The sequence below is a fragment of the Streptomyces tibetensis genome (genome assembly GCF_007655005.1).
Lineage (GTDB): Bacteria > Actinomycetota > Actinomycetes > Streptomycetales > Streptomycetaceae > Streptomyces > Streptomyces tibetensis.
Window position 1 is genome coordinate 37,056 of the sequence record NZ_SZVW01000010.1, and the last position, 15,616, is coordinate 52,671.

Below are 15,616 nucleotides of genomic sequence, written 5' to 3' on the forward strand. Positions count from 1 at the left end.
TAGGCTCACGGCACACCGAGCGACCGGAGGTCCCGATGAGCCAAGTGATCCGCGCCGCCGTCTTCCAGACCGCCTGGACGGGCGACAAGGAATCGATGATCCAGGTCCACGAGCAGGCGGTCCGCGACGCGGCAGCTCAGGGCGCTCAAGTCCTGTGCTTCCAGGAGCTGTTCTACGGCCCCTACTTCTGCCAGGTCCAGGACCCGGCCTTCTACGAGTACGCCGAGCAGATCCCCGAGGGCCCCATCGTCCGGCGCTTCCAGGCACTCGCGAAGGAACACGGCATCGTCCTGGTGCTGCCGATGTACGAGGAGGAGCAGCCCGGCGTCCTGTACAACACCGCCGCCGTGATCGACGCGGACGGCTCCTACCTCGGCAAGTACCGCAAGACGCACATCCCGCAGGTCAGGGGCTTCTGGGAGAAGTTCTACTTCCGCCCCGGCAACAGCGGCTGGCCCGTCTTCGACACGAAGGTCGGCCGCGTGGGCGTCTACATCTGCTACGACCGCCACTTCCCGGAGGGCTGGCGCGCACTCGGCCTCGCGGGTGCCGAGATCGTCTTCAACCCGTCCGCCACCTCCCGCGGCCTGTCCGGCTACCTCTGGCAGCTGGAACAGCCGGCGGCGGCCGTCGCCAACGAGTACTTCGTCGGCGCGATCAACCGGGTCGGCGTCGAGGAGTACGGCGACAACGACTTCTACGGCACCTCGTACTTCGTGGACCCCGAGGCCCAGTTCGTCGGCGAGGTGGCGAGCGACAAGGAGCCCGAACTGGTGGTGAGGGACCTGGACATGGCCAAACTCCGCGAGGTCCGCGACCGCTGGCAGTTCTACCGGGACCGGGCGCCGGGGGCGTACGGGCCACTGACAGCACCCTGAGAAACCCAGGGGCGCGGGGAACTGCGCGACCAGCCACAGTCAACCGTCACGTTCAAACGGCGAGGAGCGACAGAGCATGAGCACCCGAACCGTCATCCGAGGTGGCCTGGTCATCACCGCCTCCGACGAACTACACGCCGACGTCCTGATCGAGGACGGCCGAATCGCCGCCCTCGCGACCTCCCACACCCCCGCCGCAGAAGCCTTCACGGCCGACCGCACCATCGACGCCACCGGAAAGTACGTCATCCCCGGCGGCGTCGACGCCCACACCCACATGGAGCTGCCCTTCGGCGGCACCTTCGCCTCCGACACCTTCGAGACCGGCACCCGCGCCGCCGCCTGGGGCGGCACCACGACGATCATCGACTTCGCCGTGCAGAGCGTCGGCCACAGCCTGCGCGAGGGACTCGACGCCTGGCACGCCAAGGCCGACGGCAACTGCGCCGTCGACTACGGCTTCCACATGATCGTCTCCGACGTCAACGAGCACACCCTCAAGGAGATGGACCACCTGGTCGAGGAGGGTGTCACCTCCTTCAAGCAGTTCATGGCCTACCCGGGCGTCTTCTACAGCGACGACGGCCAGATCCTGCGCGCCATGCAGCGCTCCGCCGAGAACGGCGGCCTGATCATGATGCACGCCGAGAACGGCATCGCGATCGACGTGCTGGTGGAGCAGGCCCTGGCGCGCGGGGAGACCGACCCCCGCTACCACGGGGAGGTCCGCAAGGCCCTCCTCGAAGCGGAGGCCACCCATCGCGCCATCAAACTCGCGCAGGTGGCCGGCGCACCCCTGTACGTCGTGCACGTCTCGGCGACGGAGGCGGTCGCCGAGCTGGCCCGGGCCCGCGACGAGGGGCTGAACGTCTTCGGCGAGACCTGCCCGCAGTATCTGTTCCTGTCCACCGACAACCTCGCCGAGCCGGACTTCGAGGGCGCGAAGTACGTGTGCAGCACCCCGCTCCGGCCGAAGGAACACCAGGCCGCACTGTGGCGGGGCCTGCGCACGAACGACCTCCAGGTCGTCTCCACCGACCACTGTCCCTTCTGCTTCACGGGCCAGAAGGACCTCGGCCGCGGCGACTTCTCCAAGATCCCCAACGGTCTGCCGGGCGTGGAGAACCGTATGGACCTCCTCCACCAGGCGGTCGTCGACGGGCACATCTCGCGCCGCCGCTGGATCGAGATCGCCTGCGCGACCCCGGCCCGGATGTTCGGCCTGTACCCGAAGAAGGGCACCATCGCGCCGGGCGCCGACGCCGACGTCGTCATCTACGACCCGCACGCCGAGCAGGTCATGTCCGCTTCAGAGCACCACATGAACGTCGACTACTCGGCCTATGAGGGCAAACGCACCACCGGCCGGGTCGAGACGGTGCTCTCGCGCGGCGAACCCGTCATCACCGAGCGGGAGTACACCGGGCGCGCCGGGCACGGCGTGTTCACCCCGCGTTCCACCTGTCAGTACCTCAACTAGGAGTGGCGCAGATGGACTTCGGACTCGTCCTGCAGACCGACCCGCCGGCCTCGCGGGTGATCAGCCTGATGAAACGCGCGGAACGGAACGGCTTCACGTACGGCTGGACCTTCGACTCCGCCGTGCTGTGGCAGGAACCGTTCGTGATCTACAGCCAGATCCTGGCCAACACCACGACCCTGAAGGTCGGGCCGATGGTGACCAACCCGGGCACCCGCACCTGGGAGGTCACCGCCTCCACCTTCGCCACCCTCAACGACATGTTCGGCAACCGCACGGTCTGCGGCATCGGCCGCGGTGACTCCGCGATGCGGGTGGCCGGCCGCAAGCCCAACACCCTGGCCCGGATCAGTGAGGCCATGAAGGTCATCCGGGACCTCGGCGCCGGACGGGAGGCCGACCTCGGCGGCGGCACCGTCGTCCGGTTCCCGTGGATCAAGCCGGGTGCCGAACTGCCGGTGTGGATGGCCGCGTACGGCCCCAAGGCCCTGAAGATGACCGGCGAGGAGGCGGACGGCTTCATCCTCCAGCTGGCCGACCTCTATCTCACCGAGTACATGGTCAAGGCCGTGAAGGACGCGGCCGTCGCGGCCGGCCGGGACCCCGCCGAGGTGACGGTCTGCGTGGCCGCACCGGCGTACGTCACCGAGGACGACTCGCCCGAGGCGCTCGCCCACGCCCGCGAGCAGTGCCGCTGGTTCGGCGGCATGGTCGGCAACCACGTCGCCGACCTCGTCTCCAAGTACGGCGAGCACTCGGCCGCCGTCCCCGACGAACTCACCGACTACATCAAGGCCCGCGAGGGCTACGACTACTCCCACCACGGACGCGCCGACAACCCGGACACCCAGTTCGTGCCCGACGAGATCGTCGACCGGTTCTGCCTCATCGGCCCGGTCGAGAAGCACATCGAGAAACTGGAGGCGCTGCGCGCGCTCGGCGTGGACCAGTTCGCCGTCTACGACATGCACGACGCGCAGGAGGCCGTGATCGAGGCCTACGGATCCCAGGTGATCCCGGCCGTGGGCGGCTGACCTCCGCCGCCGCTCCACCCTCTGTGAACTCCCCCTTCCCAGCGGCTCGGGAAGGGGGCCCAGGACGCCTCCCGGCGCACCCCCCATCGGCTCACCGCACGGCCTTTCCCGTCCCACCTCCCCTGATTGGCCCGGCCCATGACCGATACCGCTCCCACGGCCCCACCGCCGACCACCCAAGTCACCCTCGCCGACGGCCGGGTGGAGATCGCCCCGGGCGCCCCCGCACCGACCGGCCCCTACGCCAACGAGGACCTGCTGCCGGTCCCGGTCGACAAGCGCACCTGGACCACGTACAACTTCTCCGCCCTGTGGGTCGGCATGGCCCACAACACGGCCTCCTGGACCCTCGCCTCCGGGCTCATCGCCGTCGGCATGGACTGGAAGCAGGCGGTGCTCACCATCGCCCTGGCCAACGTCATCGTGCTGATACCGATGCTGCTCACCGGGCACGCCGGGCCCAAGTACGGCATACCCTTCCCGGTCTTCGCCCGGGCCTCCTTCGGCATCCGCGGCGCCAACCTGCCCGCCGTCGTACGGGCGTTGGTGGCGTGCGGCTGGTTCGGCATCCAGACCTGGATCGGCGGCGAGGCCATCTACTTCCTCGCCGGCAAGCTCATCGGCAGCGGCTGGACGGACGCGGCGAAGGTCGGCGGCTACGCCTGGACCATGTGGCTTTCGTTCGCGATCTTCTGGGCACTCCAGGTCGTCATCATCTACCGCGGCATGGAGACCATCCGCCGGTTCGAGAACTGGGCGGCGCCCTTCGTGCTCGTCGGCGCGTTCGTGATGCTGTGGTGGATGAGCGACAAGGCGGGGGGCTTCGGCCCGCTCTTCGACCAGCCCTCCAAGCTCGGCTGGGGCGCCGACTTCTGGAAGCTGTTCGCCCCCGCCCTGATGGGCATGATCGGCTTCTGGTCGACGCTGTCGCTCAACATCCCCGACTTCACCCGCTACGGCAGGAGCCAGAAGGCACAGACCCGGGGCCAGGCCCTCGGCCTGCCGACCACCATGACCCTGTTCGCCTTTCTGTCGGTGATGGTCACCTCCGGCTCCCAGGCCGTCTACGGCGAGGCCGTCTGGGACCCGGTGCAGCTCGCGGCCAAGACCGACAGCACGGTGGGCCTGCTCTTCGCGCTGGTCACCGTGCTGGTGGCGACCCTCTCCGTCAACGTCGCGGCCAACCTGGTCTCGCCGGCGTTCGACTTCTCCAACATCGCCCCGCGGCGCATCAGTTTCCGGGCCGGCGCCCTCACCACCTGCGTCCTCGGTGTGCTGATCTTCCCGTGGAAGCTGTACTCCGACCCGCAGGGCTACATCTTCACCTGGCTCGGCCTGGTCGGCGGCCTGCTCGGCACCGTCGCGGGCATCCTCATCGCCGACTACTGGATCCTGCGCCGCGCCCGGCTCGACCTCGCCGACCTGTACCGGCCCGGCGGCCGCTACTGGTACGAGGGCGGCTGGAACTGGCGGGCCGTCGTCGCCTTCGCGGTCGGCGGTGTCCTCGCCGTGGGCGGCGCGAGCTTCAAGCCGCTGATCGACGGCCGTCCCATCCCGGCGCTGGCCGGTCTGGCCGACTACGGCTGGGCCGTGGGCCTGGGCACCTCGATGATCCTGTACCTGGTCCTGATGGCCACCCGGGGCCGCAGCACCGACTGAGCAGGACCGGCGCGCTGGAGAGCGCTCAGCGCTTGTCGCTCTCCAGCGCGGCCACAGCTTCCTTCGCGGCCTTGATCGCGCCCTTGTTGATCGTGTCCGTGCTGGGCGCCTTCTTCGACTCGAAGTCACTGCCGTTGTAGGTGATGGTCACCAGCGCGTTGGAGGCGCGGGCGAACACGACGCCCTCGCGGGTCTCCTGCTTGTCCTCGGTCGTGAGGTTCACGACGGAGTACGCGCTGTCCCCCAGGCCGGGTACCGCCCCGCCGCCGCTCTGCTTCTCGGTGTGTGCCTCGTACGACTTCTGCGCGGCCTCGTCCGACTCCATGACCTCGTAGGACACGTCGAGCCAGCGGTAGTCGTAGCCCTTGAGCGCGTTCCAGGAGCAGGTGCGACGCAGCTCCGAGTCCGTGGACGGGATCTCCTTGCCGGCCGTCTTGGCGCCCGGCACCAGCGCCTCGATCGTCTTCTTCGCGACGGCCTCGCACGGGGCGGGCGAGGCCGAGTACGTCTTCGGCACCGTCGACGTCGACGGGGCGGACTCTGAGCGGGTCTCGGTCTTCTCTTCGGCCGGCTTGTGCCCGGCGGCCTGCGGCGCGGCGAGCGGACCGGACGACAGCGCCCAGCCCACCGCGGCGAGCACCACCACCGGGGACAGACGGGCGGTCAGGGCCAGGGGCAGAGGTAGGGAACGCACGGCGCCCTTCAGGTGGGGACGGACGGTGCGGAACGGGTCCGCACGGCGGACGGGACGACAGTGTCACATGCGTCCCCGTGCTGCGGAAGTGCGGCCTCCCCCACAGGTTCTGTGGAACACCGTGCGTGTCGGCGCCGTCGCGCTGCGCCCGGCTCGACCCGTCGGCGTCGCCCCGGACAAGGTCGGACATGCCCCAACTTCCCGCGACAGGAAGGGACATTCACTCCACGGTCGACGTCCGCAGCGCGTGGTCGAGGAAGCGCCGGGTGATCGGCGGCACGGCGCGGGAGCTCAGCCAGGCGATGCCGATGTCCCGGGCGCCCCGTACGTCGGTGATCTCCAAGTAGCGGATCGGGGACTCGGAGGCCGCCGTGACGTCCGGCGACGACGGGATCAGGGACACCCCGAGACCCGCGGCGACCAGACCACGCAGGGTCTCCACCTCCTCGCCCTCGAAGGCGATGAGGGGTGCGAAGCCGGCCTCCCGGCACAGCCCCGCGGTGATGTCACGCAGCCCGTATCCCTGCTTGAGCAGGATGAACCGCTCCTTTGCCACCTCGGCCAGGCGGATCCGGCGGCGCTTGGCCAGCCGGTGCCGGGACGGGACGGCCAGCCGCAGCGGCTCCACCAGCAGGCGCCGCCATGTGATGAGGGGGTGGCCCGGGTCGCTGCTGGTGATGACCAGATCCGCGGTCGTGTCGAGGAGGTGCCGGGTCAGGCCCATCTCGCCGTCCTGGTGCAGCTCGAACTGCGCCTGCGGGAAGGTCCGCCGGAAGTCGGTGACGAGCTGGGGGACCAGCCAGGTGCCCAGGGTGTGCAGGAAGGCGAGCGACACCACGCCCGAGTCGGGGTGGACCATCTCGGCCACGGCTCGCCGGCCCCGGTCGTAGTTGTCGAGCACCCCGTCGACGTACTCCTTGAACACCCGGCCCGCCGGGGTGAGGCGCAGCACGCGCCCGACGCGCTGCAGGAGCTCGGCGCCGACCTCGTCCTCCAGCCGGGCCAGGGCCCGGGACAGGGCGGGCTGGGTGATGCCGGCGTCCGTGGCGGCATCGGTCACCGTCGTCCCCTCCGCGACGGACTGGAAGGAACGAAGCACCTGAAGATCCATGGCGCCATTCTTCCCCGTCATGGGTCACTGATGACCCAGGCGACGGCAGCATGGATCGCCCCCGGGGCGAGATTCGGACCGCGACCGCTGCCGAGCCGATGCCCGGCATCCGCTACCGGACCGGCCTCGCCGTACCCGCGACCGCGTGTGCCGTCACCTGGTCGCAGAGTTGTTCGGCCGCCGTGATCGCGCTTTCCCAGTCGGGCAGCGGCCGCCCGCGGCGGGCCGGTTCGCGCCGGGCGTGAGCGACCGTGCGGCGCGCCTCGGCCAGCTGGTGGTAGGCGGTACGGCGCAGCGACTGCCGCTGGACCGGGCCCGCTTCCGGCGCGGCGTCCCGGTAGCGCCGTGCGGCGGCGACGGCGGCCTCGGTCTGCGCCTCGGCGCGGTGGGGGGCGGAGTCCGGCCACACCGCGAAGTGCGCGACGAGTACCAGCGCGGACGCCACCGCCGTGTCCACCACCCGCGTGCCGTACAACGGACGGTGGTCGCCCAGCAGGTCGAGCAGCACGAACACGACGGCGGTCAGGCCCAGCGTGGCGAGCGCGTAGTGGTGCCGCACACCGATGGCCATGAGCGCGCCGAACACCGCCACGACACCCACCACGGCGTACGTGCCGGTGGCCGCCGCGGACACCGCCCCGATGGCGGCCACCCCGACGATCGTGCCGACGCAGCGGTGCAGTGCCCGCGGGAACAGCGGTCCGAAGTCGGGTTTGTAGACGAAGGCCACCGTCATGGGCAGCCAGTAACCGCGAGGGCGGTGCAGCACCTCCGCGAGCACATGGGCGGCGAGCACGCACCCGGCCAGCAGCAGGGCGTACCGCATTCGCGCCGCCCGTCCGGGCCCCTCGTGCGCCGGCAGACGCAACTCCAGGTCGGCCCCGTCCGGTTCACCGTCCACGGCGGTGACCAGTTCGGCCAGGGCGCGCGTGCCCGGCGAGCCGGTCACCGGTGCGGGCGGCGCCGCACGCTCCTCCGGGGCCGCGAGGCGGCCCGGCAGCAGACGTCCGGCCAGGTGCCGCGGCACGCGGGTCAGCGCGGGCGGCAGCGCACGGCCTTCCCACACCACCGCCGTCACAGCCTCGCCCAGCCGCACGGCGTAGTGGAACGCCCGGACCAGGTCACCGGTTTCGTCCCGCTGGCGCCGCCCACGCGGGGAGAGATGGGGGGCCATCACCTCGTGGGCGTGGTTCAGGGCCAGTGTCATCCGCAGGCGGGCCTCCTCGGCGGTCTCGGTGCCCGCCGCCCTCAGCGCCTCGCCCGCGCTCCGGTACACGGCCAGCACGGCGGCCCGTTCGACGTGGTGCCGGCGCCACAGCCAGGGTGCCGCGGACAGCACGAGGACGAGGGCGACACCGGTGAGCAGTGCCAGCGGCGGTTGCCACCACGGCCCCGGTACGGGGATGCCGCTGCCGATCGTGACGCCGAGCAGCAGGTGCATGCCCGACACGGACGCGATACGCCCGCGCAGGCCGACGCCGCCCGCCACGAGCGCGGCCGCCACCAGGCACCCCGCCACCGCCGCCGGCTCCCCGCTGCGCAGGGCGACTTCACCGGCGAGCAGGCCGAGCGCACTGGACACCCCGGTCCAGCCCAACCGCCGCACCCGGACCCGGTACGGATCCGAACCGTCCTGGCTCACCCCCCACAGGGCGCCGATGGCGGCGATCGCCGCGAGCACGACCCACCCGGTGGCGAGCCCGACGAGCAGGGGCAGCGCGAGCGCGACGGCCCCCCGCGCCGCCGCGGCGAACGGCAGGGATCCGGGCAGGCGGCCGAGAACGGAGCGCGGCCCCCACGGCCGCGACGGGCGGCGCGGGCGGTCCGGTCGCGAGTCAGCAGCTGATGTCATGAGGGCCGTGTCCTTTCGGGTGGCCGGCTGGAGGCCGGGTGCGGAGCGCGCGAGGCGTGGCCCCGGCAGCGCGGTGCCCCGGCCGAGGTCAGCCGACCAGCTCGATGAGCAGGGGCAGGGTGACGAAGGAGAGGAGCAGGCTCAGTACGACGGCGGAGCCGATGGTCCGCACGTCCTCGGCCGAGCCGTGCCGGGCGGCGAACATCAGGGGGACGGGCGAGACGGGGAACGCGAGGATCAGCGCGGCCTGGGCGGCGACCGCCTCGGAGGTCAGGAGCAGCCCCACCCCGTAGACGAGCAGGGGCAGGACGACCACGCTGGTGAGCGAGACCGCCCACACGGCGGGGGACAGCGCGGGCCGGCCGATCCGGGCGACGGAGACGCCGACGTACAGCAGGGCCGTCGCCGAGGCGGCGCCCGCGAGCAGGCTCAGCGCGGAGTCGGCGATCTCCGGCACACCGACCCCGGCGACCGACAGCACCAGGCCCAGGACGGGCCCCCAGCAGAACGGTTCGCGCAGCGCGTGCCCGACGGTGCGCGGCACGGAGGGGCGAGGGCCGGGCGATCCGGTCTCGGTGGAGGCCGGCTCGGTGGCCGCCTCGGGCGCGCCCCCGCCGACGGTGGCCAGGGCGTGCCGCCGTGCGGGGGCCGCCACTCCGGCGGTGACCGTCCGGGGCTGAGGATGTTCCGGCATGCCGAGGAGGATCAGGACGACCGGGTCGAGAACGACGTTGACGATGATGCCCGCGACGGCGATCGGCACGGCGGCCTCCGCGGTCCCGAACAGGCCCCCCAGGATCGACGTGCCCATGAAGGCGTACTGCGGCTGGACGCACGCCAGCGCGAACAGGGCCGCCCGCCTCAGCGGCCGGCGGGCCGCGAGGCGCAGAACGCCCAGCAGGACGGCGTACACGGCGAGGAACCCGAACGCCAGCAGGCCCACCAGGGGCAGTTGCTCGACCAGCACGTGCCGAGGGGTCTGCCAGATGCTCAGCAACAGGGCGGCGGGGAGCGCGAGTTGCATGGTCAGCTCGCGCAGTGCCTGGGCGCCGCCCGCGTCGAAGAGCGCCCGGCGGCCGGTTCCGTAACCGACCAGGATGAGGAGGAAGACCGGCACCACGACGGTGAAGATCTCGGCGAAAGACATGACTGCGTCAATCCTTTGAAGCAAGGCGGGGGCGCGACCGTGCGGGCCGGTGACGGTAGGTCAGAGAGCCGAGGGAAGCCGGTCGGCGCCCCCTTGGGGGGTGGGGAGCGATACCCGGGCGGAGGCCCGTCAGACGGCCTCGATCGGCGGGTACACCGGATGCCACATGGCCGCGCGGACGCGCTCCTCGATCGTGTCGTCGACGCTCTCCCGGGCGACGCCGTCGGCGAGCGCGGCACGGGCCACGGCCACGGCCACCGCCACGGAGGTGTCGCGCAGCCGGTCGATCGGGGGCAGGATCGGCGCGCCCGGTGCCTCGGGGTCGGTCTGGTCCGCGATGGCGCGGGCCGCGGCCACCAGCATGCCGTCGGTGATCCGCTCGGCCCGGGCGACGGCCGTGCCGAGACCCAGCCCGGGGAAGACCAGCGCGTTGTTGGCCTGCCCGATGTGGTGGGTGACGCCGTCCGTCTCCACCGGCTCGAAGGGGCTGCCGGTGGCGATCAGGGCCCGGCCGCCGGTCCAGGCGAGCAGGTCGGCGGGGACGGCCTCGGCCAGCCGTGTGGGGTTGGACAGGGGCAGGATGACCGGACGGTCGGTGTGCGCGGCCATGGCGCGGACGATGTCCTCGGTGAAGGCACCACCCTGCCCCGAGGCGCCGATCAGGACGCTCGGGCGCACCCGGTCGACGACCTCGGCGAGCGGAACACCGCCGAGGTTCTCGTCGTGCCGCCAGTCGGCGACCTCGGCGCGGCCACGGGCGAAGGGCATCTGGAAGTCCCGCAGCCCCTGCTGGCCCTCGGCCAGGAGGCCGTGACGGTCCACGGCCCAGATGCGCTCCGCGGCCTCCCGCGGCGTGAGCCCGTCGGCGATCATCGCGTCGCGGAGCTGCTCGGCGATCCCGATGCCGGCGGTTCCGGCGCCGAAGAGCACCACCCGGTGGTCGCGCAGTGCGGCACCGCCGGCGCGCACGCCGGACAGCACGGCGGCCAGATTGACGGCCCCGGTGCCCTGGATGTCGTCGTTGAACGTGAGCGTCTTCTCGCGGTAGCGGTCCAGGATCCGGCGGGCGTTGGACGAGCCGAAGTCCTCCCAGTGCAGCAGGGCGTCGGGGAACAGCTTCGTGGCCGCGGCGACGTAGGCGTCGATGAACGCGTCGTAGCGGTCCCGGTCCGCGCGCGGGTGCCGGTTGCCCAGGTACAGCGGGTCGTCCAGCAGCTCCTGCCGGTCGGTGCCGACGTCCAGCATCACCGCCAGGGTGCGGGCCGGGTCCACGCCGGCGGCGGCCGTGTAGACGGCGAGCTTGCCGACCGCGATGTCGATGCCGCCCACACCCCAGTCACCGATGCCGAGGATCGCCTCGCCGTCCGTCGCCACGATCAGGTCGACGTCGTCGGCGCCCAGCCCGGAGGCGCGCAGGGAGCTCTCGATGGACTCGGGGTCGTCGACCGACAGGTACACGCCGCGCGGGCGGCGGTACTCGTAGCTGTAGCGCTCGATCGCCGTACCCACGGTCGGGGTGTAGACGATCGGCAGCATCTCGGCGAGATGGTCACCGAGGAGCCGGTGGAAGAGCACCTCGTTGCGGTCGCGCAGCGCCGTCAGATAGACGTTCTTGGCGAGGTCGTCGGGCTGGGACCGGAACTGGGTGTAGGCGCGGGCGGCCTGCTGGTCCTGCGTCAGGACCTGCGGCGGCACCAGGCCGGTCAGCCCGAGCTCCTGCCGCTCCCGCCGGGTGAAGGCCGTACCCCGGTTCAGACGCGGACTGTTCAGGACGGAGTGGCCGCGCGCGCTCGTCCGGATGACACCGTCGACGGTGCTCCTCTCTGTGCCCATGATGACTCCTCAGAAGGTCGGGACCGGGGACTCGTCCCAGACTGTGACGCTGCGTGTCATGCGTCCAATGCCTGGCAGCGTAGCGATCCATAACCTCAGAGCATTCGAGCTCTGACCTGCGGGTTTTCACGGGACGGGGAGTCGGTCCGGCCGCGGAGTGTGACGCGTCTTTCAGCGTCTTTCGGTGAAGTGCCGGCCCTGTCAGGTGCCTGCCGGATGACGGCAAGGTCGAGTCCCAGCGCAAGAAAGGGGGGTGTGGCCGTATCCCTCGCCGGCGTATTACTGGGAACGTTCGAGCGGAACTCGGCACCCTGAAAGCGGAGGACGCCCTTGCTGCCGAACGAGAAAGGGTGGCAGCCCGAAAGGGAAGTCCTATGAAGCCGTTCGGGGAACAGCCGTGGCGACTGTTCCCCGAACGGAACTGACTCAGCCCACCTGCGTCCGGTCCCCGATGATCGCGTCGCCGAGGTTGCACCATGCGACGCTCTCCGCGCTCGCCCATACCCACGGGCCGTAATGCACGTACTGGTAGCCGCCCAGAGTCTCACACGTGATCACTTCACGGTACCGCCCCGAGTCGCACCAGGTTTTGTTCCCCTTGTGGCCCGCGCTGCCGGTCACCCGCTGCCCCCAACACGACTGCAGGGCGGAGTCGCCGGACGTCGGGACAGCGGTCAGCGACGAGGCGCTGTCCGCTGCTGCGCCCGGCGCGAACGCCGTCGCTGCCCCAAGGACGAGCGCTGTCGAGGCAACTGCCTTTGCGATACGGCCTTTGAACATGCAAATCCCCCAGTTGTCGACGTCGTACATCGGTCGTTGACGACTGTAGGGGCGATCTGTGACCCAAGAGCACCAATGCGCGCACTGTGCCTCTCCAGTTCGTGCACAACGAGGCAGTAAAATGTCCGCGCAAACAGTGAGCTGGGGGGAGATCGGCATGACAGTTCGCAAGGGCTCCCGATTAAGAGGAACTGAGTCGTTCGAGGCCGTTGCCTCGGCCTTGTTCGCCCCGTTGCGGGTGACCGATCCCGGCCCCCAGGGATTCGAAGCAGTCGTCGACCACACAGTCATCGGGCCCGTGGTCGTCGCTCGCATCCAGGCAGCCGCCGCAACAGTGACGCGAGACAACCGCAGCATCACCTCCAGCGACGTGGAGTGGATTCATTTCAATCTGCTCCACCACGGCCAGGTCACGGCGGTCCAGGATGACCGGACGGCGACGGTGAAACCCGGTGAGGTGTTCGCCTGTGACAACACCCGGCCCTACCGGCTCATCGGTGCCGACTCCAGTGAGATGACCGTGCTCTGCGTTCCGCGGCCAGGTCTCGGAAGGCACGCGGCCTCCCTCGGCCGGCGCACGGCGCTCCCCGTATCCACTCAGGGCGGGATCGGCAGACTCCTCGGCCACGCACTGTCCGCCGTCTACGAGGACCTTCCCTGTCAGGGCCCGTCACGCACGTATGTGGCCGACGCGCTCACCGCCCTCCTCCTCGCCACTTTTGCCGACACCACTCCCGAGCGGGCTTCCGTCGCCAGCGGCCTCGCCGACCGTATCCGCGTCTACGCACTGGCCCACCTCGGCGACCCCCACCTCAGTGCGGAACGAGTCGCGCACCGGCACCACATCTCAGTCCGGTACCTCCACGCGCTTGTCAAAGGCAGTGACCTGACCTTCGCCGCCTGGGTCCGGCATGAACGCCTGCTACGGATCCGCCGCGACCTTCTCGACCCCGCCTGCGCGGACATCTCCACAGCCACGATCGCGGCACGATGGGGAGTGCACGACACCAAACACCTCGGCCGGGCCCTGAAACGCGAGTTCGGCGAAACCGTCAGCGACCTGCGCCGCGGGTCAACGGGCTGAGCGGCAGTACGGGGTCCACTGTTCGCGAGCCTTCGAGGCGAAGAACAACTGCAGGGATTGCTCGGTTCGCGTGCTGACGACGAAGTACGGTGGCGCGATCGCCGCCGACACCTGGAGTGGGAGGAGGTGTCCGGCGCAAACTCCCCAGATTCTCCCCGGCACCCATCCTGAGTGCCCATCGTCCGAGCCGGTACACGTAAACAGCGAGCTGAGAGGCCCTATGTTCACCACCCGCCCCACCCTCCAGGGCACCTTCGGCATGGTGTCCTCCACCCACTGGCTCGCCTCGCAGTCGGCGATGGCCGTCCTGGAGAGCGGCGGCAACGCCTACGACGCGGCCGTGGCGGGCGCGTTCGTGCTGCACGTCGTCGAACCGCACCTCAACGGCCCGGCGGGCGAGGCGCCGATCCTGCTCGCCCCGGCCGGTGGCGAGGTACGGGTTCTGTGCGGGCAGGGCGTCGCACCGGCGGGCGCGACCGTCGAGCACTACCAGGGCCTCGGACTGGACCTGGTTCCCGGCACCGGGCCGCTCGCCGCCGCCGTGCCGGGCGCGTTCGACGCCTGGATGCTGCTGTTGCGCGACCACGGCACCAAGTCCCTCGACGACGTCCTGGCGTACGCCATCGGCTACGCCGAGCACGGACACGCGCCCGTGGAGCGGGTCGGCGAGACCGTCGAGACCGTGCGCGAGCTGTTCGAGACGGAGTGGACCTCCTCGGCGGACGTCTACCTGCCCGGTGGCAAAGCGCCGCGCCCCGGCGAGCTCTTCGCCAACCCCGCGCTCGCCGCCACCTGGAAGCGCCTGCTCGCCGAGACCGCCGGCGCGGGCGACCGGGAGGCACGGATCGAGGCCGCGCGGCAGGTGTGGCGTACCGGCTTCATCGCCGACGCCCTCGTCCGCCAGGCCGGACACCCCACGAGGGACACCAGCGGCGAACGCCACACCGGCACCCTCACGGCCGCGGACCTCGCCGCCTGGTCCGCGACCTACGAGACACCGGCGACCTACGACTGGAACGGCTGGACCGTGTGCAAGCCGGGCCCCTGGAGCCAGGGCCCGGTCCTCCTCCAGCAACTCGCCCTGCTCCCGCCCGAACTGCCCCCGTACGGTTCGGCCGACTACGTCCACCTCCTGGTGGAGAACTGCAAGCTCGCCATGGCCGACCGGGAGGCCTGGTACGGGGACGCCGCCGACGTGCCCCTCGACGACCTGCTGTCCGACGCCTACAATACGGCCCGACGGGCCCTCGTCGGCGAGCGGGCCGAGAACGACCTGCGACCCGGCAGCCCCGGCGGACGCACCCCGCGGCTGTGCGCGCACGCGCGCGTGGCGGCCGCCGCACAGGAAGGCTTCGACGCCCTGGGCGTCGGCGAACCGACCGTCGCCAAGAGCCCGGCGTCCCCCGTGCCGGGCGAGCCGGAGATCCTCGCCGACGGGACCACCCGCGGCGACACCTGCCACCTCGACGTCGTCGACCGCTGGGGCAACATGGTCTCGGCCACCCCCAGCGGCGGCTGGCTCCAGTCCAACCCCGTCGTACCCGAACTCGGCTTCCCGCTCGGCACCCGGCTCCAGATGGCCTGGCTGGAGGAGGGCCTGCCGAACTCCCTCACCCCCGGCCGCCGCCCCCGTACCACCCTGACGCCCTCGATCGCCCTGCGCGACGGCGTGCCCGTGCTGGCGTTCGGCACGCCCGGCGGGGACCAGCAGGATCAGTGGCAGCTGCACTTCTTCCTCGCGGTCGCCCTGCGCGGCCCCGTGCGCGGCGGCCCCGACCTCCAGGGCGCGATCGACGCCCCGAACTGGCACAACGACAGCTTCCCCGGCTCCTTCTACCCGCGCGGCATGCGCCCGGGCAGCGTGACCGTGGAGTCCCGCACCGACCCCGCCGTCGTCGAGGAGCTGCGGCGCCGCGGCCACGACGTGACCGTGGGCGGCCCCTGGTCGGAAGGCCGGCTGTGCGTGGTCGCGCGTGACCCGGAGACGGGCGTGCTGTCGGCGGCGGCGAACCCGCGCGGGATGCAGGGGTACGCGGTCGGCCGGTGATCCTGCGGGAGATCGGC

12 protein-coding genes are annotated in these 15,616 nt (G+C 71.2%); 6 read left to right on the forward strand and 6 right to left on the reverse strand.

The features are described from left to right. Positions 1-35: 35 nt before the first annotated feature. The 4 genes from FDO69_RS18085 to FDO69_RS18100 all read left to right on the forward strand — a co-directional run bounded on the left by FDO69_RS18085 (position 36) and on the right by FDO69_RS18100 (position 5,051). Positions 36-878: a nitrilase-related carbon-nitrogen hydrolase gene (locus tag FDO69_RS18085; protein ID WP_104780876.1), complete on the forward strand. Its 843-nt coding sequence runs from the start codon at positions 36-38 to the stop codon at positions 876-878. 76 nt (positions 879-954) lie between these two features. Continuing rightward, entirely contained in the window at positions 955-2,358 is a 1,404-nt protein-coding gene (gene hydA / locus FDO69_RS18090; protein ID WP_104780877.1) for a dihydropyrimidinase, read from the forward strand. 11 nt (positions 2,359-2,369) lie between these two features. After that, positions 2,370-3,392, forward strand: a complete 1,023-nt coding sequence (locus tag FDO69_RS18095) for a TIGR03842 family LLM class F420-dependent oxidoreductase (RefSeq protein WP_104780878.1) — start codon at positions 2,370-2,372, stop codon at positions 3,390-3,392. A gap of 138 nt (positions 3,393-3,530) precedes the next feature. Further along, positions 3,531-5,051: an NCS1 family nucleobase:cation symporter-1 gene (locus FDO69_RS18100; protein ID WP_104780879.1), complete on the forward strand. Its 1,521-nt coding sequence runs from the start codon at positions 3,531-3,533 to the stop codon at positions 5,049-5,051. Between the two features lie 25 nt (positions 5,052-5,076). On the opposite strand, the gene FDO69_RS18105 is transcribed toward FDO69_RS18100, so the two are convergent. The 6 genes from FDO69_RS18105 to FDO69_RS18130 form a co-directional block, all read right to left on the reverse strand. Next, entirely contained in the window at positions 5,077-5,745 is a 669-nt protein-coding gene (locus FDO69_RS18105; protein ID WP_104780880.1) for a hypothetical protein, read from the reverse strand. Between the two features lie 220 nt (positions 5,746-5,965). Continuing rightward, positions 5,966-6,856 carry a LysR family transcriptional regulator gene (locus tag FDO69_RS18110; protein ID WP_104780881.1) on the reverse strand — a complete coding sequence of 297 codons (891 nt, stop codon included), beginning with the start codon at positions 6,854-6,856 and terminating at the stop codon, positions 5,966-5,968. A gap of 112 nt (positions 6,857-6,968) precedes the next feature. Further along, positions 6,969-8,708: an FUSC family protein gene (locus FDO69_RS18115; RefSeq protein WP_104780882.1), complete on the reverse strand. Its 1,740-nt coding sequence runs from the start codon at positions 8,706-8,708 to the stop codon at positions 6,969-6,971. 88 nt (positions 8,709-8,796) lie between these two features. Continuing rightward, positions 8,797-9,855, reverse strand: coding sequence for an AEC family transporter (locus tag FDO69_RS18120; protein ID WP_104780883.1), 1,059 nt, complete (start codon positions 9,853-9,855; stop codon positions 8,797-8,799). Between the two features lie 129 nt (positions 9,856-9,984). Beyond that, positions 9,985-11,688 carry an NAD-dependent malic enzyme gene (locus tag FDO69_RS18125; RefSeq protein ID WP_104780884.1) on the reverse strand — a complete coding sequence of 568 codons (1,704 nt, stop codon included), beginning with the start codon at positions 11,686-11,688 and terminating at the stop codon, positions 9,985-9,987. 426 nt (positions 11,689-12,114) lie between these two features. Then, on the reverse strand, positions 12,115-12,498 hold the full coding sequence (locus tag FDO69_RS18130) for a hypothetical protein (protein WP_104780885.1): 384 nt from the start codon (positions 12,496-12,498) through the stop codon (positions 12,115-12,117). Between the two features lie 28 nt (positions 12,499-12,526). Between FDO69_RS18130 and FDO69_RS18135 the strand changes: the two genes are divergently transcribed. Both FDO69_RS18135 and FDO69_RS18140 read left to right on the forward strand, forming a co-directional pair. Further along, entirely contained in the window at positions 12,527-13,552 is a 1,026-nt protein-coding gene (locus FDO69_RS18135) for an AraC-like ligand-binding domain-containing protein (protein WP_234387981.1), read from the forward strand. 220 nt (positions 13,553-13,772) lie between these two features. Continuing rightward, positions 13,773-15,599: a gamma-glutamyltransferase family protein gene (locus FDO69_RS18140; protein WP_104780887.1), complete on the forward strand. Its 1,827-nt coding sequence runs from the start codon at positions 13,773-13,775 to the stop codon at positions 15,597-15,599. Positions 15,600-15,616 lie beyond the last annotated feature (17 nt).